We start from the raw sequence: 2,697 nt of genomic DNA on the forward strand, positions 1-2,697 counted from the left end.
CTATTGACATTGTGTCAAAACTTTTCTATTTACTCTTGTCTAATTTTTTGCCATCTTAAGAAGGTTTTATGCCTTTCTCGCTGGCTGTAATGATTCCTAAAAAAGAGCTTTAGTTAGCTCTTTAGTACCTTATATAAGCCGAGCTTAAAAAGCTCTGTGCTTTGCACATTAGGGCTTTTGTTGCTTTCCTGGGTAGGTTGAATAATTTTTTGTTTTTTGGAGGTAGCGCACCTAACTAGCTCTTTCAGCATGGTTACAAATTGATGTATAAATAATATCTCCCTGACAGTAAGATAATATTACCATGACCTTGATACATGCAACAGTATTGTGGACAGTTGTCAAAGTTGTACACTGGAAATCGTAACTACCTCTCGATCAAACTTCATGGTAAATAGGTGAGAGGTAAGCTTAATCTATTCACATATCACTAGTATTTAAGAAGTTAATACTATGGTTAGTAAACCACTATTACTATGTTTTAAATCTAACCTGATTTCAAATAAAATACGTATAAATAATAGATCGCGATCGCTAACCCAAGTTTTTAATTATACTGTTAGTCCATGTCTATGATGGGCTACGCCTATGCATCAAACAAAGTTAAGTTAGATTACAGGTATCAAATTTGCGATTTAGCACACTATTGCTGTTGTTGCCACAGATATTATAAGCCTGTAAGGCAGAGATTTAAGACTTCTATAATACCAATTCAAAAAATGTTTGCGATATATAGAGCATCCAAAATAAAATCATAGCCTCAACATTATCAACCTGAATAATGTTGAGGCTATCAGCATAACAAGCGGCAAATTCTGTTAATAATTGTTGATAAAGAGAACTTACACATTGACAGATAAGACAAAAAGTGCGTAAGTTCTAAATTAGTTAATTCAATTTCATTTATTACAAAGCACTGCGGCTAGTTAACGCGTTCCACAAGAAGACTGCAACAATTGCACCCAGAACTGCCACTGCAATACCGGGAATACTCAAAGAGGGAGCCGCAAGAGCAAAACTTCCTGTACTGAAGAATACACCCAAACTACCACCAATAAAAGCACCAACGATTCCTAATAAAATTGTTGCTAAAATTCCGCCGCCTTGATGACCAGGGTAGATAGCCTTTGCGATCGCACCAGCAATTAGACCTAAAACAATCCAAGCAAGAATATTCATTGTTTTTATTTGATAAACGTTTTTTAGTGACAAATACACAATAGCAATCCAAATATTAACATTCAATCTACCAACAGAAGCAATGATCGATAGCCTTGAGGATGAACGCTATTACTTCTCATGATGAACTCTCTTAATTGATATGGGTAATAAAAAAAAGCTCCTAGTAGGTCTGAAACCAGGAGCTAATAAATTCATTGCTTGATAATTGCAGTATATGCATTTTTAATGATTGTTCTCATCTACTTGAAGAATTAAGTTCAGGTTTGAAAGCAGATACTCTTGTAGGTTCGCACTTAAATTTACTCAACTTTTAGGATTCTGGTGCTGTAAGAGGTTTGCGCTTAAGGATTGGGATAACATTTGTAGTAAAGGGCAATTGCCTGTACTTGCATTGTTAAATAATAAAAACCAACTGCTGTACCAATTTATTGTTCTTGCATTTCTTGTTGACGCATGGGCATAGCGTCAATTTGCTCAAAAATTGCTGTCGCTTGCACTGGTGTAGTTTCTTGGCGCTTAACACCTCCATCTTTGCCGATCAAAATGATGCGAAAATTTTCTTTATCAACCCCAAAGCGATTTCGCAAATTGGCGGCATAAGACTCATCTATTAATTGTCCGTTGGCATAGCTTTTATCTGTTGCCAAAACTTGAATGAGAACTAAATCCCGATCTTTAAAATCGTTTTGTTGCTGGTTAAATAACTGCATCTGTTGCTGATAGCTATGGTTATTAACAGACGGTGCAAAGAGTAGTAGCACGCGGTTTTGCCATTTTTGAGAATTGAGATTAAATGAAGACATTTTGATGGTAAGGGTTGAACCTTGGACAGTATCAGCAATGCTGACGGGCGATAGGGCTATAGACGCGGTGAGAGTCAGGGCGATTATTACTGAGTTATTCACTTTGGGGCTTGTTAGGCTCATAATGTAGACTATGACATGAATAAGGTTTGATGAAATGTCAGAAGCTTTTCCAGACTCTTCTCAACTGCAACAATGGCATCAAGGTATTGAAATGGCTAACCGCAATAACATTTTCTGTCATTGTCGTAGTTGCAGCTATGAATGGGTGGACTCTATGATTGATGCAGTCTGTAGTAAATGCAGCAGCAAAGATATTGAACATATCTCGTGCTGGCAGTTTCCAGATGATTGAATGAGTATCCAGATATATAGCCGATAAAATAGCGATGTCTACGACGGGCTGCGCCTACGCTATTTTTGACATTTCCTCTGAGATTCTGGGTGATTGCTTTGTTAAGCTACGGTAATGTCTGCTTGTGCATCTAAAGCGGAATTTGAAAAAATACTCCAGCTTTTCAGATAGATCAACGGTTAACAGTACTCATGTCAGGATAGCGATCGCCAGCTGCCACATTTTTTGGTGCAACTGTTTCCAGTCGATTCAAATCTTGTGCAGTCAGGATAATTTCGGTAGCTGCAACATTCTCCTCCAAGTAAGTACGGCGTTTTGTACCAGGAATTGGGACAATAGCTTCTCCTTGAGCGAATA

General features: G+C 37.5%; 3 protein-coding genes and 1 pseudogene. 1 reads left to right on the forward strand and 3 read right to left on the reverse strand.

The annotated features are described in order from the left end of the window. Positions 1–906: 906 nt before the first annotated feature. Positions 907–1,179: a GlsB/YeaQ/YmgE family stress response membrane protein gene (locus IQ229_RS23140; protein ID WP_104909288.1), complete on the reverse strand. Its 273-nt coding sequence runs from the start codon at positions 1,177–1,179 to the stop codon at positions 907–909. A gap of 428 nt (positions 1,180–1,607) precedes the next feature. Next, a complete protein-coding gene (locus IQ229_RS23145) occupies positions 1,608–2,108 on the reverse strand; it encodes a DUF4174 domain-containing protein (protein ID WP_228013673.1) in 501 nt (166 codons plus the stop codon). Between the two features lie 34 nt (positions 2,109–2,142). Here IQ229_RS23145 and IQ229_RS23150 point away from each other — a divergent pair, with 34 nt between their 5' ends. Next, positions 2,143–2,340, forward strand: coding sequence for a hypothetical protein (locus tag IQ229_RS23150; protein WP_194047780.1), 198 nt, complete (start codon positions 2,143–2,145; stop codon positions 2,338–2,340). A 172-nt stretch (positions 2,341–2,512) separates the two neighbouring features. Here the strand turns inward: IQ229_RS23150 and IQ229_RS23155 are convergent. Next, positions 2,513–2,697, reverse strand: a pseudogene (locus IQ229_RS23155) (aldo/keto reductase); the annotation flags it as partial.

The sequence above is a fragment of the Nostoc cf. edaphicum LEGE 07299 genome, assembly GCF_015207245.1.
Lineage (GTDB): Bacteria > Cyanobacteriota > Cyanobacteriia > Cyanobacteriales > Nostocaceae > Nostoc > Nostoc edaphicum_B.

Excerpts from the sequence above, each read along its gene's own strand:
- IQ229_RS23140 (WP_104909288.1), bottom strand. The coding sequence starts at position 1,179 with ATGAATATTCTTGCTTGGATTGTTTTAGGTCTAATTGCTGGTGCGATC.
- IQ229_RS23145 (WP_228013673.1), bottom strand. The coding sequence starts at position 2,108 with ATGAGCCTAACAAGCCCCAAAGTGAATAACTCAGTAATAATCGCCCTG.
- IQ229_RS23150 (WP_194047780.1), top strand. The coding sequence starts at position 2,143 with ATGTCAGAAGCTTTTCCAGACTCTTCTCAACTGCAACAATGGCATCAA.